Annotated in this window: 1 protein-coding gene; it reads right to left on the bottom strand. The window is 51.1% G+C overall.

The features are described 5' to 3' along the window. Positions 1 to 185 (bottom strand): hypothetical protein (locus tag R0J87_RS19775; RefSeq protein WP_498888389.1); only part of this gene is annotated, 185 nt, incomplete at its 3' end. Positions 186 to 278 lie beyond the last annotated feature (93 nt).

The raw sequence follows: 278 nt of genomic DNA on the forward strand, positions 1-278 counted from the left end.
TTGGTCTGGTGGTTTTCCGTCATGATTAATCCTTCAGCGCCATCGCCCAGCGTCATTTCAATCTGCTGCCAGTTGCCGACCGCAATGGAGGTAGACGAATTGACAATAATGATGCCTTCGGACGACTCACTCGCTACGGGATCTAAACCGTCAGCCGCTGTGTTTTCTCTATTGGCCGCAGGCATGGCGTTGTTTCGTTCGCGTGCTTGTCTCCAGCGTGCTTCCTGTAACAATAGTGAACTCTGCGTATTCGCTCGTTCAGGAAAATCGTAGGGATA

Origin of the sequence: Halomonas sp. SIMBA_159 (assembly GCF_046536035.1) — a bacterium.
GTDB lineage: Bacteria > Pseudomonadota > Gammaproteobacteria > Pseudomonadales > Halomonadaceae > Vreelandella > Vreelandella venusta_A.